The 26686-nt window shown below is 72.4% G+C and carries 24 protein-coding genes, 1 pseudogene and 1 riboswitch; of the genes and pseudogenes, 15 read left to right on the top strand and 10 right to left on the bottom strand.

Going from position 1 to position 26686, the window contains the following annotated elements; genetic code table 11:
* Positions 1-154: 154 nt before the first annotated feature.
* A complete protein-coding gene (locus AC07EG_RS09155; RefSeq protein ID WP_478252626.1) occupies positions 155-823 on the bottom strand; it encodes a class I SAM-dependent methyltransferase in 669 nt (222 codons plus the stop codon).
* Positions 824-1189: 366 nt separating this feature from the next.
* Positions 1190-1378, bottom strand: a complete 189-nt coding sequence (locus AC07EG_RS09150; RefSeq protein ID WP_478252629.1) for a hypothetical protein — start codon at positions 1376-1378, stop codon at positions 1190-1192.
* On the opposite strand from AC07EG_RS09150, the pseudogene AC07EG_RS09145 reads away from it, so the two are divergent.
* Positions 1299-1878: pseudogene (locus AC07EG_RS09145) on the top strand (glucuronyl esterase domain-containing protein). The gene AC07EG_RS09150 and the pseudogene AC07EG_RS09145 sit on opposite strands and share 80 nt — an antisense overlap.
* Here the strand turns inward: AC07EG_RS09145 and AC07EG_RS09140 are convergent.
* Positions 1875-2681 (bottom strand): AAC(3) family N-acetyltransferase, encoded by an 807-nt coding sequence (locus tag AC07EG_RS09140; RefSeq protein ID WP_478252491.1) that lies wholly within the window; start codon positions 2679-2681, stop codon positions 1875-1877. The pseudogene AC07EG_RS09145 and the gene AC07EG_RS09140 sit on opposite strands and share 4 nt — an antisense overlap.
* 95 nt (positions 2682-2776) lie before the next feature.
* On the opposite strand from AC07EG_RS09140, the gene AC07EG_RS09135 reads away from it, so the two are divergent.
* The 5 genes from AC07EG_RS09135 to AC07EG_RS09115 are packed head-to-tail and all read left to right on the top strand — an operon-like array spanning position 2777 to position 9715.
* The gene (locus AC07EG_RS09135) at positions 2777-3604 is read left to right on the top strand and encodes an ABC transporter ATP-binding protein (protein ID WP_478252490.1); all 828 of its coding nucleotides are present in this window, start codon (positions 2777-2779) and stop codon (positions 3602-3604) included.
* A 38-nt stretch (positions 3605-3642) separates the two neighbouring features.
* Entirely contained in the window at positions 3643-4611 is a 969-nt protein-coding gene (locus AC07EG_RS09130; protein ID WP_478252489.1) for an ABC transporter substrate-binding protein, read from the top strand.
* Position 4612: 1 nt separating this feature from the next.
* Positions 4613-6697 carry an iron ABC transporter permease gene (locus tag AC07EG_RS09125; protein WP_478252488.1) on the top strand — a complete coding sequence of 695 codons (2085 nt, stop codon included), beginning with the start codon at positions 4613-4615 and terminating at the stop codon, positions 6695-6697.
* A gap of 25 nt (positions 6698-6722) precedes the next feature.
* Positions 6723-8897, top strand: coding sequence for a hypothetical protein (locus AC07EG_RS09120; RefSeq protein ID WP_478252487.1), 2175 nt, complete (start codon positions 6723-6725; stop codon positions 8895-8897).
* A gap of 5 nt (positions 8898-8902) precedes the next feature.
* Positions 8903-9715, top strand: coding sequence for a class I SAM-dependent methyltransferase (locus AC07EG_RS09115; protein WP_478252486.1), 813 nt, complete (start codon positions 8903-8905; stop codon positions 9713-9715).
* Here AC07EG_RS09115 and AC07EG_RS09110 read toward each other — a convergent pair whose 3' ends face one another.
* From AC07EG_RS09110 to AC07EG_RS09095, 4 genes are all read right to left on the bottom strand, one after another.
* Positions 9716-11179 (bottom strand): amidase, encoded by a 1464-nt coding sequence (locus AC07EG_RS09110; RefSeq protein ID WP_478252485.1) that lies wholly within the window; start codon positions 11177-11179, stop codon positions 9716-9718.
* 322 nt (positions 11180-11501) lie between these two features.
* Positions 11502-13322, bottom strand: coding sequence for a fibronectin type III domain-containing protein (locus tag AC07EG_RS09105; RefSeq protein WP_478252484.1), 1821 nt, complete (start codon positions 13320-13322; stop codon positions 11502-11504).
* A gap of 92 nt (positions 13323-13414) precedes the next feature.
* The gene (locus AC07EG_RS09100) at positions 13415-14899 is read right to left on the bottom strand and encodes a nitrilase-related carbon-nitrogen hydrolase (protein ID WP_478252483.1); all 1485 of its coding nucleotides are present in this window, start codon (positions 14897-14899) and stop codon (positions 13415-13417) included.
* 125 nt (positions 14900-15024) lie between these two features.
* Positions 15025-16038 (bottom strand): polysaccharide deacetylase family protein, encoded by a 1014-nt coding sequence (locus AC07EG_RS09095; RefSeq protein WP_478252482.1) that lies wholly within the window; start codon positions 16036-16038, stop codon positions 15025-15027.
* Between the two features lie 123 nt (positions 16039-16161).
* On the opposite strand from AC07EG_RS09095, the gene AC07EG_RS09090 reads away from it, so the two are divergent.
* Together AC07EG_RS09090 and AC07EG_RS09085 are read left to right on the top strand one after the other, a co-directional pair.
* Positions 16162-17733 carry a putative glycoside hydrolase gene (locus AC07EG_RS09090; protein ID WP_478252481.1) on the top strand — a complete coding sequence of 524 codons (1572 nt, stop codon included), beginning with the start codon at positions 16162-16164 and terminating at the stop codon, positions 17731-17733.
* A gap of 66 nt (positions 17734-17799) precedes the next feature.
* Positions 17800-17866: riboswitch (guanidine-III (ykkC-III) riboswitch) on the top strand.
* Between the two features lie 10 nt (positions 17867-17876).
* Positions 17877-18191, top strand: coding sequence for a DMT family transporter (locus AC07EG_RS09085; RefSeq protein ID WP_478252625.1), 315 nt, complete (start codon positions 17877-17879; stop codon positions 18189-18191).
* 6 nt (positions 18192-18197) lie between these two features.
* On the opposite strand, the gene AC07EG_RS09080 is transcribed toward AC07EG_RS09085, so the two are convergent.
* Positions 18198-18407, bottom strand: coding sequence for a hypervirulence associated TUDOR domain-containing protein (locus AC07EG_RS09080; protein ID WP_478252480.1), 210 nt, complete (start codon positions 18405-18407; stop codon positions 18198-18200).
* A 144-nt stretch (positions 18408-18551) separates the two neighbouring features.
* On the opposite strand from AC07EG_RS09080, the gene AC07EG_RS09075 reads away from it, so the two are divergent.
* The gene (locus AC07EG_RS09075) at positions 18552-19508 is read left to right on the top strand and encodes a glycoside hydrolase family 43 protein (protein ID WP_478252479.1); all 957 of its coding nucleotides are present in this window, start codon (positions 18552-18554) and stop codon (positions 19506-19508) included.
* A gap of 458 nt (positions 19509-19966) precedes the next feature.
* On the opposite strand, the gene AC07EG_RS09070 is transcribed toward AC07EG_RS09075, so the two are convergent.
* Together AC07EG_RS09070 and AC07EG_RS09065 are read right to left on the bottom strand one after the other, a co-directional pair.
* On the bottom strand, positions 19967-20512 hold the full coding sequence (locus AC07EG_RS09070) for a hypothetical protein (protein ID WP_478252478.1): 546 nt from the start codon (positions 20510-20512) through the stop codon (positions 19967-19969).
* A gap of 348 nt (positions 20513-20860) precedes the next feature.
* On the bottom strand, positions 20861-21208 hold the full coding sequence (locus AC07EG_RS09065) for a WGxxGxxG family protein (protein ID WP_478252477.1): 348 nt from the start codon (positions 21206-21208) through the stop codon (positions 20861-20863).
* Positions 21209-21436: 228 nt separating this feature from the next.
* Between AC07EG_RS09065 and AC07EG_RS09060 the strand changes: the two genes are divergently transcribed.
* The 6 genes from AC07EG_RS09060 to AC07EG_RS09035 all read left to right on the top strand — a co-directional run bounded on the left by AC07EG_RS09060 (position 21437) and on the right by AC07EG_RS09035 (position 26596).
* Complete coding sequence (locus tag AC07EG_RS09060) at positions 21437-21949, top strand: hypothetical protein (RefSeq protein WP_478252476.1); 513 nt, start codon at positions 21437-21439, stop codon at positions 21947-21949.
* 112 nt (positions 21950-22061) lie between these two features.
* Positions 22062-22847 carry a hypothetical protein gene (locus tag AC07EG_RS09055; protein ID WP_478252475.1) on the top strand — a complete coding sequence of 262 codons (786 nt, stop codon included), beginning with the start codon at positions 22062-22064 and terminating at the stop codon, positions 22845-22847.
* Positions 22848-23128: 281 nt separating this feature from the next.
* Positions 23129-23452 carry a hypothetical protein gene (locus tag AC07EG_RS09050; protein WP_478252474.1) on the top strand — a complete coding sequence of 108 codons (324 nt, stop codon included), beginning with the start codon at positions 23129-23131 and terminating at the stop codon, positions 23450-23452.
* Positions 23453-23546: 94 nt separating this feature from the next.
* Positions 23547-23891 (top strand): hypothetical protein, encoded by a 345-nt coding sequence (locus AC07EG_RS09045; RefSeq protein WP_478252473.1) that lies wholly within the window; start codon positions 23547-23549, stop codon positions 23889-23891.
* A gap of 411 nt (positions 23892-24302) precedes the next feature.
* The gene (locus AC07EG_RS09040; protein WP_478252472.1) at positions 24303-25883 is read left to right on the top strand and encodes a sugar transferase; all 1581 of its coding nucleotides are present in this window, start codon (positions 24303-24305) and stop codon (positions 25881-25883) included.
* Between the two features lie 98 nt (positions 25884-25981).
* On the top strand, positions 25982-26596 hold the full coding sequence (locus AC07EG_RS09035) for a malonic semialdehyde reductase (RefSeq protein WP_478252471.1): 615 nt from the start codon (positions 25982-25984) through the stop codon (positions 26594-26596).
* Positions 26597-26686 lie beyond the last annotated feature (90 nt).

Here is a 26686-nt window from a genome sequence, read left to right as displayed (position 1 = left end):
AGGTAACCCGGCAAAGCCGAAGCAGCCCAGAGCGATCCGGGCACCACCAGCGGCCCCAGGGTGACCCGGCGATGCCGGTCAACCCCAGCCTCCCCCCGTTCCAGTCCAAAGCCGAAACACCACCGTAGTCACGGTAGAACCCCGGGGTGGGCACTCACCCCACGATCAACCGGAACCCCGCATCCCACTGCGCCAACCCCAGCAACTCCCGGTGCCGCTCCGCCCACCGCCCGCTCTCCAGATCAGCCCGCAACTGACGCACCCCACGCTCCACCGCCACCGGATCCGTTTGCGCCAAAGCAGAACAAGCCCGCCGCACCCCGGGATCGAGATAGGCCGCCGGTCGCCGCCAGTAAGCCGGGAAAACGCCATCGGTGAAATCCCACGGCAGCGGCAGCGGTATGACAGCCCGAGCCCCCAACTCCTCCGCGATGTCCGCAGCGGACGGCCGGGAAAGTTCCAGAGCCGCGATTTCGGGCACGTACTCGCGGACGAACCAGAATTCCGTGTGCCGCCGGGTGTCGTAGGCGAGCACCACCCGGCGTGGCGCGATCCGGCGGAGTTCGGCGATCCCGGCCCGCCAGTCGGTCCAGTGGTGCACGGTGAGCACGGCCAGCGCGGCGTCGGCGGCACCGTCGCGGACCGGCAGCGCTTCGGCGAGCCCGCGCACGGCCGGGCTCGCGGACCCCGGTCGCTGCCGGATCATTCCGGCGGAGGGCTCCACGGCGAGCACGGTCCGGCCTTCCGGTTCGTAGGAACCCGTCCCGGCACCCACGTCCACGATGGTTTCGGCGGGCCCGAGCGCGTCGAGCACGGCCGTCATCCAGCGCGGGTCGGTGCGGCGGCCCAGTGCGTACCCGGCGCCGATCCGGTCGTAGATCACCCGCGAAACCCTACGCGCACTCTTCTTGACACTCACCTCACGCCCGTTTTACCGCGAAGTTTGTCCGAAATTTTCGAACCGCCACCACCTATCCGGAAGGAGGGCCCGGTGCAGCTCGGTCGGGCCGGTTCAAGATCCGTTCGATGGTCACCCCGCTGGCGGTGGCGGCGTTGCTGGTGCCGGGCACGGTGCCCGCCGGCGCCAAGCTCCCCGATCCGTTCAAGCGGCTCAACGGGACGCGCATCGCCACCAAGGCCGATTGGCGGTGCCATCGTGCGGAGCTCAAAAACTGGCGGAAAAGTACGTCTACGGCGAGAAGCCGAAGAAGCCGGCCAGCGTCACCGGCAGCGTGACGAACAGCGGTATCACGGTGAACGCGTCCGAGAACGGCAAGAGCGCGAGCTGCTCGGCCAAGGTGGAACTGCCGAGCGGCAGCGGGCCGTTCCCGGCCGTGGTGGTGCTGGGCGGGTTCGGCGCGGACACCGCCGCGATCAAGGCCGCCTGCGCCGCGGTGATCGGCTACGACCCGCTGGCCGTGGGCAAGGAAGGCACCCCGCGCAACAACAAGCAGGGCGCCTTCTGCACCCTCTACGGCTCCTCCAGCAGCACCGGCCTGCTGCTCGCCTTGGCGTGGGGCCTTCGTCACCGGGGCGTTCGACCAGCGGATCGCGCTGACCTTGCCGGTCGAATCGGGCAGCGGCGGCGCCAAGGAAAGCGGTTCCCAGCCGCTGAGCAGTGCCTACGGCGAGCAGCCGTGGCTGGGTGACGCCTTCAACGCCCACACCGGCAATCCCGGCGGGCTGGCGGTGGACACCCACCAGGTGGCCGCCATGGTCGCCCCGCCTGGCCTGCTGATCATGGAGAACCCGCACATCGACTGGCTGGCGGCGAAGTCCGGCAGCGTGGCCGCGCTCGGCGGCGCCGAGGTGTACGAGGCGCTCGGGGCCGGGAACCTGGGTGGGTGGCGGGACTGGCAGACCCCGGCACTGTCCTAACCGGACTGGACGCGGTGGCGCGCCAGCCAGTCCTCGGCGTAGGCCACCGCGTCCGCCAGCGGGAACAGCCGGGTGGTGCTCGCGCCGACCGTGCCGTGCCGGACCGTCTCGGCGCGGTCGGCTTCGAAATCGGCGCCCAGTGCGGCGAAGTCGTCGCTGTCGATGCGGGTCTCGCGCAGGGTGACCCATTGCCGCCCGGATTCGGTCCGCATGGCGAAAGCCACGTCCTCGTGCGGGCCGGGCACCCGGTATTCGGCGAGGTGGAAGCAGGAGCAGCTGTCGAAGCCCGCGCCCAGCAACAACACCCGGGCGCCGAGGGCTTCCAGGCGGGCGAGCGGGCTCTGCTCGCCGAGCCGGCAGTCGACGGCGTGGCCTTCGGTGATTTCGGTGGCCCGCGGCCCGAGCGCGGCGAACGAGGTCTGGGGATGCGCGCTGCGCAACGCCCCCGGCCAGGTCCGGACGGCCTCCGCGATCGCGCCCATCATCCGTGACGGTGTTACCAGGGGGTCGTAGGCGGGCATGGCCGACCGGATCACCGGCCACCAGTCCGGCGGCACCGGCGGGGCGGACCAGTCGGCCGGGTCGGAGTTCTCCCCGGTCATCGTGGGAACCACCAGCGTGCCCCCGGGTCCGAGCACGTCCAGCAGAGCTTCGACGACGGCCACCGCGCCCCCGGCCACCCAGCCCAGCGATCGCAGCGACGAGTGCACCAGCAGCGTCTGCCCGGCCTCGACCCCGGCGCCACGCAGCCCGGCGGCGAGCGAGTCACGGGTGCAGAGCGGTCCAGCCGGTGCGGAGGTCATGGGCCAACCCTATCCGGATGCTCCACAGAGGACGGAATGTGCCGGTGCCCACCCGGCGCTTGCCACTTAGGTAAGCCTGTCTTTAATGTGTGCTCGTGTCCCAGACCCCGCCCGCCGCTTCCGGCGTGTCCGCGCACGAGATCGACGTCGCCTACGGGCGTGACGTCGTGGTGAGTGCCGCTTCCGTCACCGTCGGCGCCGGGGCGGTCACCGCCCTGATCGGGCCCAACGGCAGCGGGAAGTCCACCCTGCTGCGGGCGCTGGCCCGGTTGCACGACCCGGTGGCGGGCGGCATCTCCTTCACCGACGGCGCCGAACTGCGGGCGCTGTCCAGCCGGGAGCTGGCCCAGCGGATCACCCTGCTTTCCCAGCACCGCAGCGTTCCCGGCGGGTTGTCGGTGCGCGAGCTGGTCGAGTTCGGCCGCCACCCCCACCGGTCCCGCTGGGGCGGCCGCGACCCCGGCGGACCCGAGGCGGTGGCCCGCGCGATGCGGCTGACCGGGCTCGCCGCCATCGCCGACCGGCCGGTGCAGGCGCTCTCCGGCGGGCAGGCGCAACGCGTGTGGCTGGCCAGCTGCCTCGCCCAGGACACCACGCTGCTGCTGCTCGACGAGCCGACCACCTTCCTCGACCTGCGTTACCAGGTCGAAATCCTGGACATGGTCCGCGACCTCGCCGACGAGCACGGCGTCGGCGTCGGGGTGGTGCTGCACGACCTCGACCAGGCCGCCGCCATCGCCGACCGGCTGCTGCTGATCGAGGGCGGCCGGATCACCGCCGAGGGCAGTCCCGGCGAAGTGCTCACCGAAGCGAACCTCACCCGGGCCTACGGCATCCGGGTGGACGTCGAAGCCGGCCCGGACGGGCGGATCCGCACCCGGGCCGTCGGCCGGTTCAACGGCGTGCCCGCCGCCAGGGCCTGACCGGTTCCCGCCGGTCGTCGATTCCGAGTAGGAGACACATGCGCAAGTTCACCGGGCTGGCCACGGCTGCCCTCTTGCTGGCCGCGGGCTGCGGCACCACCGAAGATCCGCAGAGCCAGCCGGCCACCACCGCGGCGGGCGCGCCGATCACCGTGGTCGACTCCCGTGGCAAGGAGGTGCGGCTCGACGGGCCGGCCGAGCGCGTCGCGGCCACCGAGTGGAACGGGGTGGAGCACCTGGTCTCGCTCGGCGTGATGCCGGTCGCGGTGTCCGACATCAAGGGCTACGGCCAGTGGGTCAGCGCGGCACCGCTCGACGCCACCCCGAAGGACATCGGTACCCGCGGCGAGCCCAGCATCGACACGCTCAACTCGCTCGACCTCGACCTCGTCGTGGTCACCGACAGCCTGGCCGAGGGCGCGCTGGAGCAGATCGAGGCCAAGGTGCCGGTGGTGGTGCTGGCCGGCGGTGACACCAAGGACCCGATCGGCTCGATGTTCTCCGCGCTGGACCTGATCGCCAAGGCCACCGGGACCGAGGCCAAGGCCGCGCAGCTGCGCACCGAGTTCGACAACAAGATCAACGAGGGCCGGGCGGCCGTGGAGCAGGCGGGCGCGGCCGGGCAGCCGGTCGCCTTCTCCGACTCCTACGTCAGCTCCGGCACGGTCAGCATCCGCCCGTTCGCCAAGGGCGCGCTGGTGCCCGCGGTGTTCGAGCGCATCGGGCTGACCAACCCGTGGCCGATGGAGGGCGACCCGGTCTACGGGCTCGCGCAGGCCGACGTCGAGGGGCTGACCCAGCTGCCGGACGTGCGCTTCTGGTACATGGCCAACGATTCCTTCGGCGACCCGTACACCCAGGAGCTGGCGGGCAACACCATCTGGACCAACCTGCCGTTCGTCAAGAGCGGGAAGGTGCGGCGGCTGCCGGACTCGCTGTGGATGTTCGGCGGGCCGAAGTCCATGGCGCAGTACGTCGACGCCGCGGTCACCGCGCTGAAGTCGTAACTTGGACACGCTGGACGCCGTCCGGGCACCGGTGGTGGCCGGGCGGCGGGGTGGACGGCTCGCGCTGCTGGTGCTCGGCCTCGGGGTGCTCGTCGTGCTCGGCGCGGCCGTGCACCTGACCCAGGGCACGGCCAGCGTCGGCCCGTGGGACGTGCTGCGGTTGCTCGCCGGCGCCGAAACCCCGGACACCACCGCGGTGCTGCTCGAATCGCGGCTGCCGCGCCTGGCCGCGGCACTGGTGGTGGGGGTCGCGCTCGGCGTGGCGGGTGCGACGCTGCAATCGGTGTCGCGCAACGCGATCGCCTCCCCGGACACGCTCGCCGTGGACGCCGGTGCGCACCTGGCCATCGTCGCGGTCGCCGCGGTGGGCGTCTCGCTGCCGCTGCTCGGTGCCGCGGGCATCGCCTTCGCCGGTGGGCTGGGCGCGGCCCTGCTGGTGCTCGGCCTGGCGGGCACCGGCGGGCAGGGCGTCGTGCGGCTGGTGCTGGCCGGTACCGCCATCGCGCTGGCGATGATCTCGGCCACCCGCGTGCTGCTGCTGTTGTTCTCGCAGGAAACCCGCGGCCTGTTCGCCTGGGGCGCGGGTTCGCTGGGGCAGAACGGGCTGGACGGGGTCCTGACCATCGGCCCGCTGGTCGGCGGTGCGCTGGTCCTGCTGCTGGTGCTGGCCCGGCGGCTCGACCTGATGTACCTGGGCGACGACCACGCCAGGACGCTCGGGGTGCACGTCGGGCGGATCCGGTTCGCCGCGATCGCGCTGGCCGTGCTGCTGTCGGCGTCGGCGGTGACCATCGCCGGCCCCATCGGCTTCGTCGGCCTCGCCGCGCCCGCGCTGGTGCGGTTGCTGGTGCACGTGGTGCCGGGGCTGCACCGGCACGCGGCGCTGCTGCCGGTGTCCGCGGTGATGGGCGTGGCCCTGCTGCTCGGCGCGGACGTGCTGCTGCGGGCGGTGATCGGTTCGCAGGGGGCGCTGGAGGTGCCGACCGGGGTGGTGACCACCGTGCTCGGCGCGGTGTTCCTGCTGGTGCTCGCGCGCAACGTCCGCGTCGCGCCGACGGCGGCCGAACCGCCGTCCGCCCACGCCAGGGCCGGGGTGAGCGGGGTGCGGTACCGCGTGGTGCTCGGCGTGCTGGTCGTCGTCGCGGTCGGCGCGGTGGCCGGCTCGGTGCTGCTCGGTGACACCAAACTGCTGCTCGGCGACCTGCTGAACTGGCTGACCGGGCAGGCGGGCCCGCTGGTCTCCGGGGTGATGGAGAACCGGGCGCCGCGGGTGGCCGCCGCCTTCCTCGCCGGTGCGGCGCTGGCGCTGGCGGGTGCGGTGATCCAGGCGGTGGCCCGCAACCCGCTGGCGGAACCGGGCATCATCGGCGTCTCCGGCGGGGCCGGGCTCGGCGCGGTCACGGTGATCACGCTGGTGCCCGGCGTCGGGTTCTGGACCCAGGCCGGGTTCGCCGGGCTCGGCGCGGCACTGGCCACGGTGCTGGTGTTCGCGCTGGCGGCCAAGGGCGGGCTGGCCAGCGAACGCCTGGTGCTGATCGGGTTCGGGGTGCAGGCCGGCACGCAGGCACTGGTGACGCTGCTGATCACCATGTCCGATCCGTGGAACGAGGCGAAGGCGCTGACCTGGCTCGGCGGCTCCACCTACGGCCGGTCGTTCGCGCACCTGCTGCCGATGGCACTGGCGATCCTGCTGATCGTGCCGCTGCTGGTCCGGGCGCGCGGGGAGCTCGACCTGCTCTCGCTGGACGACGAAACCCCGCGGGTGCTGGGCGTGCCGGTGACCCGGTCGCGGCTGGTCCTGCTCTCCGGGGCGGTGCTGCTGACCGGCAGCGCGGTCGCCGGGATCGGGGTGGTCGCCTTCGTCGGGCTGGTCGCCCCGCACGCCGCCCGCGCCGTCGTCGGGCGGCGGCACACGCGGGTGCTGCCGGTGGCCGCGTTGCTCGGCGGCATCCTCGTCGGGGTGGCCGACACCATCGGGCGCACGGTGATCGCCCCGTCCCAGCTGCCCGCCGGGCTGATGACCGCGTTGATCGGGGTGCCGTACTTCGTCTGGCTGCTCCACCGGTCGCGAATCGCCTCGCGGTGACCGCCGGGTAGGGCACCATGTCCGGGTGAGCCAGGAAGCCGGTAGCTACGAGGAGTGGATGGCGAAGCTGGCGTTGCGGTCGGTGGCCGACGAAGCGTTCCGCCGGCGTGACGTCGTCGATGCGCTGGTGCGGGAACGGGTTCGCGTGGACGACGCCAAACGGGCCTTCCTCGACAGCCGGACCGCGCTGGACCGGATCCGGATCGAGCAGGAGCGGCTGAACCGGGCGGGGGCGTCGGCCTCGCCACCCCCGGCGCGGCCGACGCCGGGGCAGGTGGGCTGGCTGGTGCTGGCCGCCGCCTTCGGCGTCGGTTACCTGTCGCTGCTGCTGGCCGCGTGGGCGCGGATGCCGTTGCCGTGGCAGGTGTTCGGCCTCGTCGGCCTGGTCGCGGTGCTGGTGCTGTCCGGCAGGCTGGTGCTGAACCGGGTGCCCGCGGTGTCGGACCGGCTCGGCGGGCCGGCGTTCGGCACCGAGCAGCCGCACGAGGACCAGCTCGGCCTCGGCGACCGCCGGTCGTTCGTGCTCGACGAAATCGTGCTGCCCGAGGTGTGGGCGCTGATCCGGCGCAACCGCCTGCGCGAGTACGGCACCACACTGGTGTTCAGCGAACTCGACGGCCTCTACGAGGACGACGCCTCGCGGCTGGTGATCACCGAAGGCACCAGCCGCATCCAGCGGATCGTCCGCCGCGAGGACTCCGCCGCCGTGGCGCTCGCGGGCTACCGCGGCGTCGGCAAGACCACCGTGCTGCGCTCGGTGGAGCGCGGCCTGGTCCACGGCCCGGACGCCGCGCCGCCGCTGGTGGTGGTCGCTTCGGCCCCGGCGCACTACGAACCCCGTGACTTCGTGCTGCACCTGCACGCGCTGCTCTGCAAGGCGGTGCTCGGCAAGATCGCCGAGGTCCGGGGTGAACGGGTGCCGCTCGGCCGCCGCTTCCGGTCGGGGGTGCGCGGGACGGCCCGGTTCCTGGCGCCGGTGGTGTTCGGCGCGGCCGTGGCCATCCTGCTGTGGGGCGGGGGGACCACGGCGTTCGTCACCGGTGCCGGTGACCTGATCAGCTCGCCGCCGTCGCTGCCGCAGCTGTGGGCGGGGCAGCCGTGGCACCGGCTGGCCGCGCTGGCCGTCGCCGCCTGGGTGGTGCTGCGCGTGGTGCTCGCCGCGCTGTGGCTGGTGCTCGCCGGGATCGCCGCGCTGGTGCGCCGGGAACGCGGCCCCGACCTGAGCGGGCTGCGGACGTCGGCCGAACGGCAGCTGGACCGCATCCGCTTCCTGCAGACCCACACCACCGGCTGGTCCGGGAAGCTGGCCATGCCGCTGAAGAGCGAGGCGACCGGGACCTGGTCCACCCAGCGGGCCGAGCAGCAGCTGACCCACCCCGAAGTGGTCGACCAGTTCCGCGACTTCGCCGAGCGCAGCGCGAAGCGGTTCCGCGAAACCGGGTTGTGCGACCGCGTCGTGGTGGCGATCGACGAACTGGACAAGATCGGCGAGCCGGAGAAGGCACACCAGTTCGTCAACGACGTCAAGGGGGTCTTCGGCGTGCCGGGCTGCCTGTTCTTCGTCTCGGTGTCCGACGACGCGGTGCTCGGCTTCGAGCAACGCGGGCTCGCCGTGCGCGACGCGTTCGACAGCGCCTTTTCGGAAATGGTGCGGCTGACGCCGTTCAGCCTGGAAGAGAGCCGGCTGTGGGTGGCGTTGCGCGTGGTCGGGGTGCCCGAGCAGTTCTCCTGCCTGTGCCACTGCCTCTCCGGTGGGCTGCCCCGGGATCTGCGCCGGTACACCATCGAGATGACGGACCTGGCCGCCACCGTGCACCAGCCGTCGCTGGCGCTGGTGGCCGGCACGCTGGTGCGGTCCGAACTGGCCGCGAAGGCCCACGTGCTCTCGTCGATGGCCGACGCCGAGCTGTCCGCCGCCCTGCTGTCCATTCCGGACACCGAGAACCCGTTGGAACTGGCGGAACTCGCCTACCGGCTGAACGAACTGCCGGGGCAGCTGAGCCGGCACAGCGCCTGCTTCGCGTTGTTCTGCGCGACGGTCCTCGAGGTGTTCGGTGACGACCTGGCCGAGGACGGCCTCGGACCGGAACTGCACCAGCTCGCGGTGGCGAAGCTGCAGATGGCGATGCACCCGGGGCGCTCGTGGGAACTGCTCACCGAATTCCGCAAGAGCCGCGGCCTCGACCTCGCCCACGGGTGAAACCGGTGAACTGGACCTGGGACCCGTCGCTCTACGCCGGAAGCGCCGAGTACTACGCGCGCGGGCGCATCCCGTATCCCGGGCAGCTGGCCGAAGTGCTGGCCCCGGACGGACCCGGGCGGCTGCTGGACGTCGGCTGCGGCCCCGGTTCGCTGACGCTGCAACTGGCGAACGCGTTCGACGAGGCGATCGGGATCGACGCCGACCCCGGCATGATCGCCGAAGCCCGCCGCCGTGCCGCTGCCGCCGGAATGGGCCACGTCCGGTGGCTGCACCTGCGGGCGGAGGAACTGCCCGCCGGACTCGGCCGGTTCCGGCTGATCACCTTCGCCCAGTCGTTCCACTGGACCGACCGGCCACGGGTCGCCGCCGCGGTGCGCGGCATGCTGGACGAGGACGGCGCCTGCGCGCACCTGCACGCCGTGACGCACCGGGGCGTGGCGAACCCGGCCCCGATGCCGCACCCCAGCCCACCGCACACGGAGATCACCGAGCTGGTGCGCGCCTACCTCGGGCCGGTGCGCCGGGCGGGCCGCGGGGTGCTCCCGCACGGCACCCCGGGCGGTGAGGCGGAGATCTACCGCGCCGCCGGGTTCACCGGTCCCCGGCGGCTGGTGGTTCCCGGCCGGGTGGTCACCCGCCGGATCGGCGACCTCGTCGCCGCGGTCCACTCGCTGTCCAGCTCGACCCCGCACCTGTTCGGCGACCGCCGCCCGGAATTCGAAGGCGAACTGCGGGAACTGCTGCACCGCCGGAGCCCGGACGGGTTGTTCAGCGAACGGTCCACCGACCTCACCGTCGACCTCTGGCGGCCCTAGCTAGTCCAGCGGTGGCCGCCGCTGGCCCCACGGCCGGGCCTGTTCGAGCTGGGCGGCCAGGCGCAGCAACGTGCCGTCGGCACCGAGCCGCCCGACGAACTGGGCGCCGATGGGCAGCCCGCCCGCGGTCCAGTGCAGCGGCACGCTCATCGCGGGCCGTCCGGTGAGGTTGGCCAGCTGGGTGTACGGCACCCAGCTCAGGTTCTCGTGGATCAGCTTCTCGACGATCGGGGTGTGCCGCAGCAATCCCGCCGCCCCGGCGCTGAGCAGCCCGCGCTGCACCACGCGCACCGGCGCCGGGGTGTCGAAGGCCCCGATCTTCGGCGGCGGCGTGGCCGTGGTCGGGGTGAGCAGCAGGTCGTGGGTCTCGTGGAACCCGGCGAGCCTGCGGGTGTGCTCGTGCCGCCGTTCGATGGCCCGCAGCAGGTCGACCGGGCCGGTCGCCCGGCCCAGCGCGGCCATCGTGCGCGTGTCCAGTTCGAAGGCCGTGTCCGGCGCGCCACTGGCGGCCTTGCACTCGGCCACCGAGTGCGCGCAGCTGACGAACCAGCTGGTGAGGAAGTCCTTGGCCAGCGTGGCGTCGTCGAACGGCGGCGTGCCGAGTTCGACCACCTCGTGCCCCAGTTCGGCGAGCAGGTCACCGGCCGCGCGGGCGGCGGCGACCGCCTCGGGGTGCGGGCTGGCGTTGATCGCGCTGGCGGTGCACAACCCGATGCGCAACCGGCCGGGGTCGCGCCCGACCTCCTCGGCGAACGGCGTCTCCGGACCGGCCGCGAGGTACGGCGACAACGATGTGGGCCCGGCGAGCACGTCGAGCATGGCCGCGGTGTCCCGCACCGACCGGGAGACCACGCCGTCGGTGGCGGTGCCGCCGAGCCCTTCGGCACGGGACGGTCCCGCCGGGATGAGCCCGCGAGAGGGCTTGAGGCCGAACAGGCCGCACGCCGACGCCGGGATCCGGATCGAGCCACCACCGTCGCTGGCCCCCGCGCACGGCACGATGCCCGCCGCCACGGCCGCGGCCGCCCCACCGGAGGACCCGCCGGGGGTGTGCCCGGTGTGCCACGGATTGCGTGCCGGGCCGAACAGGTCCGGTTCGGTGATGCCCTTGGCGCCGAACTCCGGGGTGTTGGTCTTGCCGAACACCACCAGCCCGGCCTCCAGCCAGCGCCGCACCACCGTGGTGGTCTCGCGGGCGGGCACCGAGGCCATCGAGCGGGACCCGCCGCTGGTCGGCTCGCCAGCCAGGTCCTGGTGCAGGTCCTTGAGCAGGAACGGGACCCCGGTGAAGGGCGCGTCCGGCACGGCGGCGGGCGGTTCGACCGCCCGCACCACGGCGTTGAGCCGCGGGTTCACCGCCGCCAGCCGGGCGCGCGCCGCTTCGAGCAGTTCCGCCGGGGTGACCTGGCCGCCTCGGACCAGCGCGGCCAGCCCGACCGCGTCGTAGCTCGGGTACTCGTCCATGGGCCGATCTTGCCCCACCGGTCCGCGGATCGCGGCGCTGACCTGGCGGGTGTGCGGCGGATCGGCGGCGGGCGGACCCAGGAGATCTCGCTGATCGCCGTGGTCTCCGGTGCCGCCGCGGTGCTGGCGGGCGTGCTCGCCGGTCTGGTGGGCCACCTGCTCCGGCCCGACCCCGGGCCTGCTGTGGGCTCGTTCCCGGCCGCCCGCCGCCCCGGTGGTCAGGGCCGGGCTGCACCGCGCTCGGGCGCGGCGTCGCCATGGCCCTGCTGTGGCAGGCGCTGTGGCCCGATCCCGGGCTGGTGCGCCCGGCCGTCCCGGAAGGCTAGCCCGCCGGCCAGGTGAACCGGTTGGAGGTCACGCCGTCGGCGACCACCCAGACCTGTTCGCCGACCTGGTCGAAGTGGAACGCCTCGAAGGTCACCGAACCGTCGGAGTCGGTCGTCTGCCCCGAACCCGGGTTCTTGTAGCCTTCGGCGGTGGAGAACGGGTTGAAGTCGTACTCGGTGTTCGGTTCGAACCCTTCGGCCACCACGTGCATCTTCGCGCAGTCGGGCACCGAGCAGCCGTCTCCGTAGGCTTCCTCTTCACCGCGGGAAACGGTGATCGAGCGCGGTGACTTCGGGGTCACCGCGGCGGAGTTCGCGCCGGGCCCGCGGCCCGCGGAGTTCTCCGCGGTCACCGTGACGGTGTAGGTCGCGTTGTTGGTCAGGCCGCTGAGCGAGGTCGACCGGACCGCGCCGCCGACGCTCTTCGAACCGCCGCCCGCGCTGGAGGACCAGGTGATGTGGTAGCCGGTGACGGCACCGCCGTTGGGCGCGGCGGCCCCCCAGCTGACGGTGATCGCGGCGTTCCCGGCGGTGGCCTTGACCCCCGGCGGCGCGCCCGGCGGGCTGGCCGGTTTCGGCGGCGGGGCCGGGTTCTGCGCGGGCGGCTGCGGTTGCGCCGGTGGGGTCTGCCGCTGCTGTTGCGGCGGTGGCTGCCGTTGTTGCTGTGGTTGCGGTTGCTGCTGCGCGGGCGGGGGCACCGGCGGGGGAGCGGCGGGCGGCGGCGCCAGGGGAGCGGGCCGGGCGGCACCGGCCACCGGCACCGGGTCGACCGAGCCGTCGTGGTCGACCACGAGCACGTGCCCGCCGTCGGCGCTGTCGACGTAGACCCGGGAGTCCTCACCCCGGCTCAGCCGCGGTTCGCCCGGCGGGACCGGGGTGCTCTTGCGCGGCCTGCCGTCGCGGTCGTAGGTGAGCACGGTGTTCTTGGCGCGGTCGAGCAGCACGACGGCCTGGCCCGAGGAGGCGACCCCGTCGTAGTCCCCGGCGGGCAGGTCGACGGTGACCGGCGGCGCCTTCGCCGGTGTGGTGTCGACCAGGTGCATCCGGTGCCCCTCGCCGTCCAGCACGGCGATGCGGCCCCCCACGTCGGTGGCGGCGAACCGGGCGGACGGCGGGGCGTCCACACCGAGCGCGGTGCCCGGCCCCAGACCGCCCTCGACGACGGGGTGCACGGTGTCGGTGGAGGTGTCGACGAACACCGGCTGGTCACCGACCACGGTCAGCCCGCCGGTGTGCCCGCTGGGTGCGTTCGCCCGGCAGGCGAGCCGGTCGGCGTCGCGGGTCAGCTCGCACAGCGCGTTGGTGCCGAGGTGGTGGACCCACACCGAACCGGCGGGGGTGGTCACCGGATCTCCCAGCCCGCCACCCGCGGACACCGTGGTGTGCTGGTCACCGAGCCGCACCACCTGCCCGGCCTGGCGGTACACCAGGTACGGCCCACCGGCGATCTCCAGGGCCACCGGGCGCTCCCGCGCCGCGGGCGCGGTCACCTTGCCCACCGCCAGATCGGACTTGCCGAATTCGATGATCCGGTTGCCGCCGACCACGTACCCGCCGGTCTCGCCCTGCACCACCTGGCTGCCCGGATCGGCGCCCGGCAGGCCGAACTGCGCGTCGACGCCGCGGCTCGCCCCGTCGATGTGGAACACCGTGCCGAGCAGGGTGTTGAACACCCAGTGCCCGGACGGGAAGAAGTCGACCCCGCCTTCGGGGCTGGTCGCGCCGGACACCGCGAGACCGCCCGCGGTCACCAGCGCGACCACGGTCACCACCAGCGGTGACCGGCCCCGCCACCGCGCGAGCTTCCCCTTGTCCACGCGTCGAGCGTAGGGGAAAGCCCGTCCCGGGTGAACCCGGCCGCCGGTGTGCCGTGATGCCGGGGACCTGGGCTTTCGCCGGGCGGTGCGGTTCAGTCCGGGTCCATGCCGCCCGCGCCCCCGCGGCCGGTGGGCTGGTTCTCCTCGGGCCCGGTGTCCGGCCGGTCGTGCTGCTCGTCGGCCACCGTCGGCCGGGTGTGCTCTTCGCCGAAGTCCTGGTCCTGTTCCATGCTCTCGGCGGTGACGGGATCGATTTCGGGGGTGCTCATGCGCCTGGGTTTCCCGAAAAGCGCGAGCGCACACGCGAGCAGGCACAGCCAGGCGAACCAGTCGCCCAGCCTGCTGTAGGCGGTGGGCCCGGTGCCGAGCGGGACGTCGGCGACCGCGACGGCGAACGGCCGGTGGCCGGTGCGGTCCTCGGCGAGCACCCGCCCGTGCGGATCGGCGAGCAGCGTGCGGCCGTCGGTACCGGCCCAGGCGACGGCGAAGCCGTGCTCCACCCCGCGCAGCACCGCGGTCCGGCTGTGCTGCCAGGCGTCCACGTCCTCGTCGTCGGCCGGGACCGCGACCAGTCCGGTCCCGGTCAGCGCGTAGTCCCGGCTGGGGTCGGTGAAGTTGACGTCCATGCAGTTCTGCAGGCCGATCCCGGACGGCAGCCACGCCAGGTCGCGGCCCGCCGCACCGGCGCCGTGCCACTTCCGGTACACCACCGGGGTGCCACCGCCGGCAGGCAGGCCGATCGTGGTGTTGACCTTGCCACCGGGTGTCTGCACCAGCGCGCCGAGCACCACCTCGGTGCCGGTGGCCGCGGCGACCTCGCGCAAGGGCGCCAGCGCACTGCCCAACTGCGCTTCGCCGATGGTGAAGACCGCCTCCGGCAGCACCGCCAGGCGCACGTCCAGCCGCCGCAACTGGTCCACGTAGGACTCCAGGAGCGCCCGGCCGGCCGGCTCGGCGATGGGGGTGGCCCAGGCGTTGTCCGAACGGGCGAGCACGGCGGCCCGGGTGGTCGTGGCCGCGGGTTCGGCCAGCCCGACCATGCCGTGACCCAGTGCGGCCAGCAGCACCAGTGCGGTGGCGACCCCCGTCCGCACCCGTTTCGCCGACGCCGCCGCGATCCCGGCGGGCACCAGCACCAGCAGGAACTCGATGCCCCACATCCCGGTCACCGAGGCGAGCTGGGTGACGACCGGGACGCCGGCCTGCGTGGTGGCGAACGCGCCCAGCACCCCCACCGGGCTGACCACCGAGATCAGGTACAGCCCGCCCGTCCAGGCCGCCGCCGCGGCGAAGGCACCCGCCCGCCGGAACACCGCGACGGCGATCGCGGGCAGCAGTCCTGAGCACAGCAGGATCACCGGCACCACCGGCAGCGGGATCGACGCCGAACCGAGGAAGTACGCCCAGCTGTGCGCCGTGCCCAGCACCCCGGCGGCGAACGCCACCTTCGCCGCCGGGCGGCGGAGCGCCAGCAGGAACAACGGCAGCAGCGCCACCCACGTCAGAGCCGGTACGGGTGCGGGCCCCGTGCCCAGGTACACCAGCAACGCCGAACCGGCGAGCGCCAGGATCGCCACGTCACCACCCCCCTGCGGTCACCGCCGAGTCTGGCGGGCCGGGGGGCCGGGTTCACTGGTGCTGACCGGAAGGCCGGTCCGGCTGGACGCACCGCCACCGACGTCGTCGGGTGCGGCCCGTCCGGTCAGTAGGCCTTGGCCGTCACGGAAAAGCGGTCCGCCGGGACACCGGTGCCGTACGGGTAGGAGATCTTCGCCGGATCGCCGTCCGAAGTGAACCGGCTGCCCGGGTCGGCGGCGAGTTCGTCGAGCCACTTGGCCGAGCCGTAGTCGGCCTCTTCCCCGTCCGCGCCCTGGGAGCGGATGCGCGGAATGGCGTTCGCGTCGAAGTCGGAGGCGAAGGGCGAGGGCGCCGGGTGCGCCCCGACCAGCAGCACGCCGGTGTACTGGTAGCCGTCACCCGATCGAGCGAGATCGGTCTCGCGGGGCCGGGCGCCGAACGGCAGCGCGAGCGTGGCCGGCTGGTACCCGGGCACGGCGTCGCGGATGGCCTTGTCCCCGGCCGCCACGTCCTCGCGGGCCCGGTCCGCGGCGGTGGTCCGCAGGTTGGTGTGGCCCAGGGTGTGGTTGCCGATCTCGAACCCGTGCTCGTGCAGCCAGCGCAGCGCCTGCGCCCCCGCCTCGCCCCCGCCGAACGGGTCCGCGTTGACGTACATGCTCGCCACCGCCGGGAAGCCCGGGTTCGCCGCCGCGACGTCCAGCAGGATGCGCACCGCGGTGTCCGGCGCCGGGGCGCCGTCCGGGCCGAGGGTCAGCACACTGGGGTCACCGTCGTCGAAGGTCAGCACCACCGGGTGCTTGCCGGCCGGCAGGTCGAGCCGGCCTTCGGCGAAGGCGGCGGTGGTCACCGGGACGTAGCCCTCCCGCGCCAGCCGTTCGAGTTCGGCGCGGAAGTCCTGCGGTGTCCGGTCGAACACCGACGACGGCGACGCCACGATCCGGTGGTACATCAGCACCGGGACGCGGCCGAGTTCGTTGGCGCTCACCGCCGCCGGATCCGGCGCCCGGGCGGGCAGCGGCGGTTCCGCCGGCGCGGCGGAGGCGGCGGGAGCGGGAGCGGGTGTTGCCGGGGTGTGCGCCGCACAACCCGCCAGCAGCAGCGAACCGGCGGCGAGCGCGAGAAGACGCTGGAAGGTCATGGCGGCCAAGGTAAGTCCGGAGTGGACGGACCCGCAGCGCTGTCCGCACGTTCGGATGAATCCTGGTTGGCCGTGCCCCGACCGGGGAAGAACCCCGGGGAAGCACCGATCAGTGGAGGTAGAATGGTCCGCCGCTCGTTCGTCCGAAAGCGACTGCCCGTGCTCGGTGCCGCGGTACTGGCACCGATCGGGATCCTCATCCCGGTGGCCGTGGTCCTGCACCCGGACGTTTCCGTCACCGAACTCGGCGAAGGGGCGACCGTGTCCCCCGAAAGCCTGGCCCGGATGGAGATCACCACCAGTGGGGACGCCTCGGCGGCGCGGGTCCGGCTGGACGGCGCGCCGGTGCCGTTCGAGCTCCGCGACGGCCGGATCCGGCTCACCGGCCCGGCTCCCGCGGAGGGGCCGCACACCCTCGAGGTCGAAGTGCCCGGCAGCCCGAAGGTGCTGCCGTCGGCCGAGCTGACCCGGCGGTTCACCGTGGACGTGACCCCGCCGGGGCTGGTCGTGGACCCGGCCGCGGTGGACGACCCCAAGGCGCCGGCCACCGTGCGCGGCCAGGCCACCGGGGCGGACGCGGTCACCGTGCACGGCCAGCCCGCCGCGCTGGAGGCGGACGGGCGGTTCTCCGCCACGGTGCCACCGCAGGTGACCGAGGTGGCGGTGGAGGCCCGCGACGCGGCCGGGAACGTGGCGAAGCAGGAGGTGCCGATCGCGATCAAGCACCCCGGTATGCGCGCGGTGCACATGTCCGCGCTGGCGTGGAGCTCGCCCTCGCTGCGGGAACCGGTGCTGCGGATGGCCGCGGACAAGCTGATCGACACCGTCCAGCTGGACGTCAAGGACGAGAGCGGTGAGATCGGCTACCTCTCGCAGGTGCCGCTGGCCAAGGAGATCGGCGCCACCCGCGACCACTACGACGCGCGGGCGGCGCTCGACGAGCTGCACAACGCCGGGGTCCGCGTGGTCGCCCGCGTGGTGGCCTTCCGCGACCCGATCCTGGCCGAGGCCTCGTGGAACAACGGCAACCGCGACCGGGTGATCCAGAAGGCGGACGGCCAGCCGTGGACGGGCGGGTACGGCAAGTACGCCTTCACCAACTTCGCCGACCCCTCGGTGCGCAAGTACAACGTGGACCTCGCCGAGGAAGCCGCCGCGCTGGGCTTCGACGACATCCTCTACGACTACGTGCGGCGGCCGGACGGCAAGCTCGACCAGATGCGCTTCCCCGGGCTGACCGTGAGCCCCGAGCAGTCGATCGCGGACTTCCTGGCCGAGACCCAGCCCAGGGTGCGGGCGCACGGCGCGGTGCTGGGGGCGTCGGTGTTCGGCATCGCGGCGACCCGCCCGGAGCAGATCGCGCAGAGCATCCCGCTGCTGGCCAAGCACTCCGACTACGTGGCGCCGATGGTCTACCCGTCGCACTGGGGGCCGGGGGAGTACCAGGTGGCCGATCCGGAGGCGCAGCCGTTCGACATCACCCAGAAGTCGCTGGCCGACTTCGCCAGGCTCTCCGCCGAGGGTGACGGGCAGACCGTGGTCATCCCGTGGTTGCAGGCGTTCAGCCTGAAGCGGTCCTACGGCCCCGAGGAGGTCCGGGCCCAGATCAAGGCGGCCGAGGCGGTCGGGATCAAGTCGTTCCTGCTGTGGAACGCGGCGTGCAAGTACGACGCGGCCGGGTTGCGTCCACAGTAGACATAAGGTGGCCGGTGAGCTCCGGCTCGGTGGTTTGCCGCCGCGCGCCGGGTGTGGGATGTTGGCGTGGAGCCCGGCGAGCGGGCTTCCGGACGAGGGGTGCCGTACCCGGTGTGCGACAAGACGGCCCGCTGGAGGCCGTGGTGTCGTGGATCGTGCTGGTGCTCTCGGGGGTGCTGGAAGCCGTGTGGGCGACCGCGCTGGGCAAGTCCGAAGGGCTGAGCCGCGTCGGGCCCGCCGCGGTGTTCTTCGCCGCGCTGGCCGCGAGCATGCTGGGGCTGGGCTACGCCATGCGGGAGCTGCCGGTCGGCACCTCGTACGCGGTGTGGGTGGGCATCGGCGCGGTGCTCACCGTGGTCTACGCGATGGTCACCGGCCAGGAACCGCTGTCCGTGCTCAAGGTGCTGTTCCTGGCCATGATCGTCGGCGGGGTGATCGGGCTGAAGCTGGTCCACTGACCCCGGTCAGGCCGGGTGGATCTTGTCCGGGTGGTGGACCGCGGTCTTCCCGGACTTCTCGCTGCGCACCAGGTACTGCGGGTTGTCCTCGGACGCCTTGACCTCCCGGCCACCGGCGTGGGTGTCGCTGGTGAGCACGTCTTCGACGGTGCCGATCGAACTCTGGTTGCCGGCGTCCCACCGCACGCGGTCGCCCTTGCTGAACTTCTTCGCCATGCCGGGGTGGTTACCCGGTGCCGGTCCGGTGAACCGGGTGCGCCCGGCACCCCGAAGGGTGGTTTGGTGCCCCGGCGGGGTTGCCCGGGTGGCCGGTGGGCGTCCGGAGGCCGATCCTCGGTGCACGTTGCTCCGGGGGTGTCGATGAAGATCAGGCGAGGGAGCCGGGCCGTTCCACTGGTCGCGGTGGCGGCGGTGCTCGGCCTGCTGGGCGGGCACGCCCCGGCGACGGCGGCCAAGGCGGCCCCGGTGCGGTTGATCAACGCCGACTTCGCCGACCCCGACCTGCTCCGCACCCCGGAGGGCTACTTCGCCTATTCGACCAGCAGTCCGGCAGGCAAGGTGCCCTGGGCGAGCGCCCCCGCACCGGACGGGCCGTGGACGGTGCGCGGGGACGCACTGGCCCGCCTCCCGGTGTGGGGTTCGGCGCAGAGCGGCTTCTGGGCCCCGGACGTGGTGCGCCGCGACGACGGCCGGTTCCTGCTGTACTTCACCGGCGGGCAGAAGAGCGACGGCCGGATGTGCATCGGCGTGGCCGTCGGGGACCGGCCTGCCGGGCCGTTCGAGCCGGTGGGGGAGCAGCCGCTGATCTGCCTGCCCGAGGACGGCGGGGACATCGACCCGCAAACCTTCGTCGACGCCGATGGCCGCCGGTTCCTGCTGTACAAGAGCAACGGCGCGGCCGTCGGTGCGCCCGCCGCGATCTGGTCGCAGGAGCTGACCGCCGACGGCCTCGGCCTGATCGGCACCCGCCGGGAACTGCTGCGCGCCGACCTCCAGCACGAGAAGAACGTGGTGGAAGCCCCGGTGGTGGTGCGGCGCCCGACGAAGTACCTGCTCTTCTACGCCTCCGACACCTACGACAGCTCCAGCTACCACACCGCCTTCGCCACCGCCCCGGCGCTGGTGGGCCCGTTCGTGAAGGCCCCGTCGCCGCTGCTGACCACCGCCGGCCTGGGCGGCCAGGTGGACGGCCCCGGCGGCGCCGATGTCCTGGAGGACCGCATCTTCTTCCACGGGTGGCTCACCCCGGAACACCGGGCGCGGGGCCTGTACTCCCTGCCGCTGAGCTACCAGGACGACCTGCCGGTGCTCGGCTGAGCCCTTGGCCGTCTCCTGGGCTCTGGCTCCCGGCTCCCGGCTCCCGGCCGCTGGCCCGCTGGCTCTCGGCTTCTGACCCGCTGGCCTCTGGCTTTGGCTGCCGGCTCACTGGCCGCTGGCTTCCGGTCCACCGTCTCGCCCCGGCGACCGGCCGCCGATTCCTGGGCTGCTGGCCTCAGCCACGGCCGCCAGTCGCTGGTCCCCTGGCTTCGCTCGCTGGACTCCGGCCTGGGCGCCAGCCACTGCTCGCCAGCCGCTCGTCACCAGCCGTCGGTCGTCAGATGCCAGCCGCCGGCCGCGAGACTTCGGCCCGGCCGCCAGTCACCAGCCGTCAGCCGCCAGTTGCCGGCCGCGGGTTGCTGGTCGCTGGGCCACGGCTCCGGCCATCAGCTGCCAGCAGCCAGCAGCCGACAGCCGGGCGCTGGGCTCGGGCCCGGCCGTCGGCCTCGAGCCGCCGGTCAGGCGGCGGGCAGTGGCGGCAGTTCGCCACCGGACTGCCCCGCGGGCTGCGGGCTCTGGCTGGGCTGGCTGGGCTGGCTGCTCGGCTGCGAGCCGCCGAGCAGTTCGTTGAGCAGTTCCTCCAGGCGCTGGAACAACTCCTGCAGCAACTCCTTGAGCTTGCCCGCGTCCGGCGGCTGCTGCCGGGCCACCGTGGCCTGCCCGGCGAGTTCGTCGAGCCCCTTCGCGGCTTCCGCCGAGGCGTACTTCGCGCTCGCGGCGGACTCCTGCGCGGCGTCGGGCACCGTGTAGCGCTGGCCCGCCGCGATCTCCGCCAGCAACGGGTCGAGTTCGGCCAGCGTGCCGCGGGTGCCCTCGACGTCACCGGCGTCGGCGCGTTGCTGGAGCTGGGTCCGCAGGCCGTCGACCTTCGCCGCGGCGCTGGTGGTGCTGGTGGCGCCGGTGCCACCGCCACCCCCGTTCGCCGTGGCGAGGGCCGCGCCGGTCAGTACGAGCGCGGCCGCCGAGACCACCGCCGCGATGGCGTGCGTGAACTTGTGCTTCATCCCGTGCTCCTCCGGAAGTGGGGTGCGTGACCGTTCCATCGTCACCGCACCGGAGCGCCCCCGCCACGCTCGGAGTCCGTTGTGGACTCCGGCCCGGTTCGCTCCGTCAACGCGGTCGCGGTTTTTCCGCGGCAAACACCTATTTCGCGTGACGCCTCAGGAAATGGTGCGTACGTTCCATTCACGCGCGGTGCCCGCCACCACCCGCCGGAGACATTCCCGGCACCCCGTCGGGTGCATTCGGCGGTCGATCTTGGCTCGACCGTTCTCCGACGTGATAAGCGCTCTGGTACCGAGGCCGAAAAAAGCCCCCGGCGCACAGCACCGGGGGCTTTTTCACCGCAACGTTCAGCCCGGCGGGTTCCGCCGCGGGGCCGCGGGCGGATAGGCGTTGGCGGGCGGCTCCTCCGCACGCGCGGCCGGATAGCCCGCCATCGCTTCCCGCTTCGGGCCGCGGCGGAACAAACCGCCGAGGCCGAGCAGGCCCAGCAGGCCGAGCAGCCCCCACCAGCCGTTGTCGCCGTCGTCGTTGTTGTCGCCGGTACCGCTGTTGTCGCCGTTGTCGCGGACACCGTCGCCGTCGTCGTCGGGAGCCTGCTGGACCACGGCCGGTGCGGTGGCCGTGGCCGAGGCGAGTGGCGCGGTGCCGAGCGCCACCGCCAGCGCGGCCAGCACCCCGCAGATCGTCCTGCGCATACCGTTCGTCTCCTTACGTCGCCGCAGTGTTCGGAGGTCCAGCGGTACCCGGGGGCCGCCGGTCCATGCGCACCGTCACCGGATCGGGGGAGGAAGGGGTGCGCCGAGCCGTCAGCCTTTCGAACGGTGGCCCGGTGAAGATCGACACCGATCGCAGTTTTGCGTCAACCATTCGGGTGAGGGCCGATTACCGTGCCGGGTGTACCACCGCGAACGGAGGCGGGTCGCTTGTTGGTGCTCGAGCACGGTACGTACCATGTGACGCTGGTTCAGCCAATCGATCGAAGTGCCCGAACTCGAGCGGGTTGTTTTTTCGAAACCGAGGGACAACAACGAATGTTCGACCACCTGTCGGTGTCCGCGCCCGGCGCGGTCTTCACCCCGCGACTGCTGCCGATCACCGGTGACCGGCTCATCCACCCCGCCGACCGCCAGAACGAACTGGGCCGGATCGTGCTCCGGTGGGGCAGGCAGTGGATCGCCCAGACCTGGGCGGCCGGCGAGCACTTCCGCATACTCGGCGCGGGTGCCGGCGAGCCACCGCGTTACGAGGACAAACACGTTCGGGGGTGGTTGTTCCTCCGTCCGGAAATGGGTTCTCTGGCGGAAAAGGTGCGCACCGGTGAGATAGATGTCGCCACTGCGCTGTGCGTGGAGGCCGAAGCGTGGCCGGAATTGGCGGGCGGCCGACAACGCGGCGCCGACGCACTATCGGGTGGCACCGGGTTTTCGGCGAAATAATGGGGTATTCATGGAGCAGCGGCGATCGCCGCTAGATAAGTCCATGGAAAGGATCGAACACCCGATGTCTGTCATCCGACGCGCTCTTGGCGCGGGGGCACTGGTAGTGCCCGTGATCCTGCTGACGGCCGGTCCTTCGGCTGCCGATGCTCCGTTCGACTACGACGGTGGTGGTGCCTTCTACTCCGCATCCGGCACCCACGCCGGGTTCGGTGGCGCCGGCACCTTCGATGTGGCTTCGGCCGTCGACGGTGACGGTGACGCCTGGTACTCCCTGTCCGGATCGTACGCCGGCTTCGGTGGCGCCGGAACGGTGGATGTCCAGTCGGCGGCGGAGGGCCCGTCCGACTGGGACGACGACTCGTGGGACGACGAAGACAGCTGGCACCACGAAGAGACGTACTACCACGAAGAGTCGTACTACGAAGCCGACGACGAGCGCGAGGTCACCGTGGTAGCGGTGGATCTGGCCGAGCGCGACCCGATGCCGGCCGAGGAGGAGGGCAACGAGGCGGAAGCGATCGAGTCCGACGAGTCCGAGGCAGTCGAGGTCGAGGAAGCCGAAGAGAACGAGTCCACTGTGGTCGTCTACGAGGAGGACGACGACTACGGGCCCACGCTCAGCTCGTACGAGAACGCTTCGGCTGTCGGCCCGGACGGTGCCGCCACCACCGGTAACTACAGCGCCACGCACATGGGCAGCGCCGTGCACCTGAGCTGGGCCTCGGCGGCGAGCGAGAACGGTGCCGCCACCACTGGTGTGTTCAGCGGTTCGGGTCCGGACGGTTCGGCCTACGGTGAGTGGACCTCGGCCGCCGGCCCCGACGGTGCGGCCCTGTACGAGAACGGCAGCTCGGCGGAGCACTCGTTCGGCGACTACGAAGTCGAAGACGACTGATCCATCCGTGACAAAAGGCTCCGCGCCGGCCCAGTGCCGACGCGGAGTCTTTTGCTGCGCGGAAAAACTTCATCGCCGCCGGCTCGCATTTCCGGCGAATTTGACGGCCCGAACCACCCCAACGGGGGAATGGTCCGGTGGTCAGCGGGTCGCCACCAGACACGATCGTTGTACTCGACTGGAAAGCAGGCGGTCTGGTCAGTACTTTGTGTCGCACGGTGCGGAGAACGAAAAACTCCTGTCGCCGGACATTTCCCCTTTTCCACTTCGAGGAGTCCGCTTTGCTGAAGAAACTCGGCTACGCCTCCGTCCTGACCGCGGCTGGTTTGCTCGCGATGGGCGGCGCCGCTTCTGCCGACGACCACGACGACCAGGCCGGTCTGGTCAACCTGAACAACCTCGACGTGCTGCACAACGTCAACGCCGTGGCCGGCGTGTGCGACAACAACATCAACGTGCTCGGCGTCCAGGTCGTGGTGGAAGACGTCGCCAACGGTCTCAACGTGCCGATCCTGTCGCCGGGCGAGAACGAGGCCGACGGCGAGACGCCGGAGAACTGCGCCTCCGGTGGCGTGCTCGACGGTGGCTCGGTCCAGGACGACTGAGCGTCCGCGGTGCCCGCTCCTCGCGGGCACCGCGGATCCGGTGGCGCCCGCCGCCACCGGACCATTCAACCCCTGAAGTCAGCTAGGAGCTTTTGTGTTGAAGAGGATCGGTGTCATCGCGGGTTCGGCCGCGGCCGGGCTGGTCATGCTGGGGGGTGTGGCCGCCGCCGAAGGTGGCCAGGCGCCGCGCATGGAGGATGACGACCAGGTCGGCCTGGCGAACCTGAACAACCTCGACGTGCTGCACAACGTCAACGCCGTGGTGGGCGTGTGCGACAACGACATCAACGTGCTCGGCGTCCAGGTCGTGGTGGAGGACGTCGCCAACGGCCTCAACGTGCCGATTCTCTCCCCGGGGGAGAACGAGGCCGAAGGCGAGACGCCGGAGAACTGCGCGAGCGGCGGGATCGCCGACGACGGGACCGTTCAGGACAACTGACGCCTGTGACGCGAAGGCCCGGGACTTGCCCCGTCCCGGGCCTTCGCCCGTGTCCGGGCCGGGAATCCGTCCACTCGGGAACCCGGGGCCCGGCTGCGCCTGCTCCACTGTGGACCGGTGACCACGGCCGGCCCAATGGCACCGGCCGCCCGGGTGAGGGGCAGGATTTTCTGACTACTTTGCGTAGGGGTTTCCGGAAGACCAATGATCACCCTTCGTCACCGTTCTGTTATTTTCGGGGTGACCTGTCAGCCGTCTCAGTGAGTTGAATTCGGCGTGTGACCTTGTAACGCTGCTTTCGGAGTGACCGATACCACCGCGTGTATCGCTCGGGACACTACTGAGCGTATACCACCTCTGGTCGCCCTCAGTAACAATTCTGGGGGTCCCCTGCGGAGAGTGGGAGGTCCGATGGAAGAGTCGGCGCGGCGGTCTTCACCGGTCAATTCCTTGCCGGTCGACGACGCGCGGCCCCACATCGGCCTTCCGGCGACTCCGCGCCCGCCCCAGCGGCCACCGCAGAGCCCACCGCCGGGCCCACCCCAACCGGCCGAGCCGCGCCCGGCCGCGGGCCCCGCGCCCGCGCCGCGCTCGGCGGACTGGGAATCCGGCTACCGCAGCCTGGTCGTGCTCGGTGACCTGCTCGCCACCACCGCCGTGGTCACCGCGGGCGCGTTCGTGCTGCACGGTTTCGGGGCCGCCTGGCCGCTCACGCAGTGGCTCGCGCTGGGCACCGTGCTCGCCATCGCGTGCGCGCTGCCCGCCAGCCGGGCGTGGAACCCGAGGGTGCTCGGTGAGGGTGCCGAGGAGTTCCGAAGACTCGGGCGGGGCCTGTTCGCCGCGGCGGTCGTGGTCGCGCTCGGCGGGCTGCTCTTCGGTGCGCTCGCCGTGCAGCCCTGGGTGTTCGCGATCATCCCCGCCGTCGCACTGGTCTCGTTCCCGCAACGTTATGTGCTCCGCCGCTGGCTGCACCGCACCCGCCGCCGCGGCGGCTGCCTGCTGCCGGTGCTCGCGGCGGGCAGTCCGGAAACCGTGCGCGACCTGATCGCGCGCACCCGCGCCGAATCCCACGTCGGCTGGCGCGTCGAAGCGGTGTGCACCTTCACCGGTGAGGGCGAGCCCGGCAGCGGTGAGCTGGACGGCGTGCCGGTGGTGGGCAGGCTCGACGAACTCGCCGACCACGTCCGCCGTGGTGGTTACCGCGTGGTCGCGGTCACCGCCGACCCGTACTGGAGCCCCCGCAAACTGCAGCAGGTGGCCTGGGACCTCGAAGGCACCGCCGCCGAAATGGTGGTCGCGCCGGTGCTGATGGAGGTGGCGGGCCCGCGCCTCAACGTCTCCGGTGTGCTCGGCATGCCGCTGCTGCGGGTGACCGCGCCGACCTTCACCGGCGGCCGCCGCCTGGTCAAGGAGGTCGTCGACCGGGTCGCCGCCGGCCTGCTGCTGGCGCTGCTCTCCCCGCTGCTGCTGGCCATCGCGGTGGCGATCAAGCTGGGCGACCGCGGGCCGGTGATCTACCGCCAGCGCCGGGTCGGCCGCAACGGCCAGCCCTTCACGATGCTGAAGTTCCGCACCATGGTGGTCGACGCCGAAGCCGCGCGGAAGCAGCTGCTCGAAGCCAACGAGGGGGCCGGCCCGCTGTTCAAGCTGCGCCGCGACCCGCGGGTCACCCGGGTCGGTGGCCTGCTGCGCCGGTACTCCCTCGACGAGCTGCCGCAGCTGTTCAACGTGCTGACCGGCCGGATGTCGCTGGTCGGCCCGCGCCCGCCGCTGCCGGAGGAGACCAAGGCCTACGCCGCCGACGCCCGCCGCCGCCTGCTGGTCAAGCCGGGGCTGACCGGGTTGTGGCAGGTCAGCGGCCGCAGCGATCTGACCTGGGCGGAGAGCATCCGCCTCGACCTGCGTTACGTCGAGGACTGGTCGCTGGCGCTGGACCTGGTGATCCTCTGGAAGACCGCGCGGGCCGTGCTGAGCGGCGACGGCGCTTACTGAGCTCCTGGTGTGACCTGAATCTAGTTGAATTCGAAATAGTCAAGCGCTCAACTATGTTGGCGGGAGGGAGTCAGGAACCAACCGGGAAGGACAGTCCGATGAGCATCACCAACACGCGCACCGACGGCCTGGCACTGGCGGACGAGGTGCAGGACCTCCTCTTCCGCGAGGCCCGCACGGCCAACACCTTCAGCGACGAGCCGGTCGGGGAGGACCAGGTCAAGGCCATCTACGACCTGGTCAAGTGGGCGCCCACCTCGATGAACACCCAGCCGCTGCGGGCGCTGGTGCTGCGCAGCGACGAGGCGCGCGAGCGCCTGGTGCCGCTGCTGGCCGAGGGCAACCGCGCCAAGACCGCCGCCGCCCCGCTGACGGTGATCCTGGCCGCCGACACCGAGTTCCACCAGAACCTGCCGCGGTTGTTCCCGCACAACCCGGCCGCCAAGGACTACTTCGCCGACGAGGACGTCCGCGTGGAGACGGCCAAGGCCAACTCGCTGCTGCAGGTGGGTTACTTCATCATCGGCGTGCGCGCGGCCGGGCTGGCCGCCGGTCCGCTGACCGGGTTCGACGCGCACGGGGTGGACAAGGAGTTCTTCCACGACCGCCCGTGGCGCTCGCTGGTCGTGGTGAACGTCGGCAAGCCGGGTGACGGCGCCTGGTACGACCGGCTGCCCCGGCTCGGCTACGACCAGGTGGTGGAGACCGTCTGACCGGGCGGACGGCACCGTTGCCGCCCGGCCGAACCACGGTTGCGGCCCGTTCGCACGCTTGATCGCGGGAAGTGCTCCGTTGGCGTTCGC

It is taken from the genome of Amycolatopsis sp. NPDC045836, assembly GCF_056431745.1.
This window is presented reverse-complemented; position numbering and strand designations above follow the sequence as displayed.

What these genes read in the sequence shown, in the direction of transcription:
- AC07EG_RS09130 (WP_478252489.1), top strand. Translation starts at nt 3,643, where the DNA reads ATGCGCAAGTTCACCGGGCTGGCCACGGCTGCCCTCTTGCTGGCCGCG.
- AC07EG_RS09140 (WP_478252491.1), bottom strand. Translation starts at nt 2,681, where the DNA reads ATGACCTCCGCACCGGCTGGACCGCTCTGCACCCGTGACTCGCTCGCC.
- AC07EG_RS09155 (WP_478252626.1), bottom strand. Translation starts at nt 823, where the DNA reads ATGACGGCCGTGCTCGACGCGCTCGGGCCCGCCGAAACCATCGTGGAC.
- AC07EG_RS09110 (WP_478252485.1), bottom strand. Translation starts at nt 11,179, where the DNA reads ATGGACGAGTACCCGAGCTACGACGCGGTCGGGCTGGCCGCGCTGGTC.
- AC07EG_RS09080 (WP_478252480.1), bottom strand. Translation starts at nt 18,407, where the DNA reads ATGGCGAAGAAGTTCAGCAAGGGCGACCGCGTGCGGTGGGACGCCGGC.
- AC07EG_RS09065 (WP_478252477.1), bottom strand. Translation starts at nt 21,208, where the DNA reads ATGCGCAGGACGATCTGCGGGGTGCTGGCCGCGCTGGCGGTGGCGCTC.
- AC07EG_RS09075 (WP_478252479.1), top strand. Translation starts at nt 18,552, where the DNA reads ATGAAGATCAGGCGAGGGAGCCGGGCCGTTCCACTGGTCGCGGTGGCG.
- AC07EG_RS09040 (WP_478252472.1), top strand. Translation starts at nt 24,303, where the DNA reads ATGGAAGAGTCGGCGCGGCGGTCTTCACCGGTCAATTCCTTGCCGGTC.
- AC07EG_RS09035 (WP_478252471.1), top strand. Translation starts at nt 25,982, where the DNA reads ATGAGCATCACCAACACGCGCACCGACGGCCTGGCACTGGCGGACGAG.
- AC07EG_RS09070 (WP_478252478.1), bottom strand. Translation starts at nt 20,512, where the DNA reads ATGAAGCACAAGTTCACGCACGCCATCGCGGCGGTGGTCTCGGCGGCC.
- AC07EG_RS09090 (WP_478252481.1), top strand. Translation starts at nt 16,162, where the DNA reads ATGGTCCGCCGCTCGTTCGTCCGAAAGCGACTGCCCGTGCTCGGTGCC.
- AC07EG_RS09095 (WP_478252482.1), bottom strand. Translation starts at nt 16,038, where the DNA reads ATGACCTTCCAGCGTCTTCTCGCGCTCGCCGCCGGTTCGCTGCTGCTG.